Annotated in this window: 1 protein-coding gene; it reads right to left on the bottom strand. The window is 47.5% G+C overall.

All coding sequences use genetic code 11. The annotated features are described in order from the left end of the window. Positions 1-141: 141 nt before the first annotated feature. The coding region (locus DW103_RS17350) for a transposase (protein ID WP_147381241.1) at positions 142-1062 on the bottom strand (921 nt) is incomplete at its 5' end.

The following is a 1062-nucleotide window of genomic DNA, read 5'->3' on the forward strand; positions in this document are numbered from 1 at the left end:
TTTAGTCCCACGATTTATCCACCGATAATATGCTTGAAACGACTATTTTCTACTACCTGCTAGAAAAAAGAAAGGGGATGTGTCTATACAGTCATATCCCCTTTTCTCATAGTTCAGAATCAGTTTCTATTCAGTTTTTGTCTATGCCGCTTTTTTTTCATTCATTAGGCAACAAGTTGCTATATTCCAATTGTACCGGGTCGCAAATAGCCCCATGAACATAAAATTAGCACCTGCAAATAGCCCCTTTCCTGCTTTTCGGAGTTTTGCGCACATCTTTTTGATATTAAAAGCTATGGCAAAGAAGGCAAAGTCCATCGTGACCTTGTCTATTCCCACATGGCGGAACCGGCGGTATGCCATGTTGTATTTCATTTGTCCAAAGACAGCCTCCGGTTCTATACATCGCCTGCCTCTATGCTTGATGCCTTCTTCCGAGCTCAACCTCTCACGTGCCTGCCGTTTGTATTGTTTTAGACGGTGGTTGACCTCTATGATACGATTCCCCCGGGCCTTGAAGCAACCGCCACGCAAAGGACATCCCTCGCATCTTTGTGCTTTATACCGGACGCTTTCGGTAATATATCCGCTTGCCGTTTTCTCACGCCTGGTCCCTATACGGTTCATGTGCTGTCCCATGGGGCAAACGTAATAATCCCCATCCTGGTTGTAATGGAGACTTTCCGCGTGGAACGGGTTGGGGGTATAACGGGGACGCTGTTCTTTATGGAAGTAATTGTACTTGACAAAAGCCTCTATCCCGTTCTCTTGCATGAACCGGTAATTCTCTTCCGAACCGTAACCGGAGTCTGCCACACCGATAGCGGGTAAGCGGTCATAGCGATCTTGGAAGGAGCTGAGGAAAGGGATGAGGGTCAGCGTATCGGTTGGATTGGGAAACAGCCGGAAGTCTATGATGAACTGGTTCTCGGTGCCTATTTGCAAATTATATCCGGGCTTGGTCTGCCCGTTCCTCATGGCGTCCTCTTTCATGCGCGTGAACGTGGCATCGGGATCGGTCTTGGAATAGGAGTTACGTTCTCCGAGGGTATCAAGGTGATT

Origin of the sequence: Parabacteroides sp. AM08-6 (genome assembly GCF_003473295.1) — a bacterium.
GTDB lineage: Bacteria > Bacteroidota > Bacteroidia > Bacteroidales > Tannerellaceae > Parabacteroides.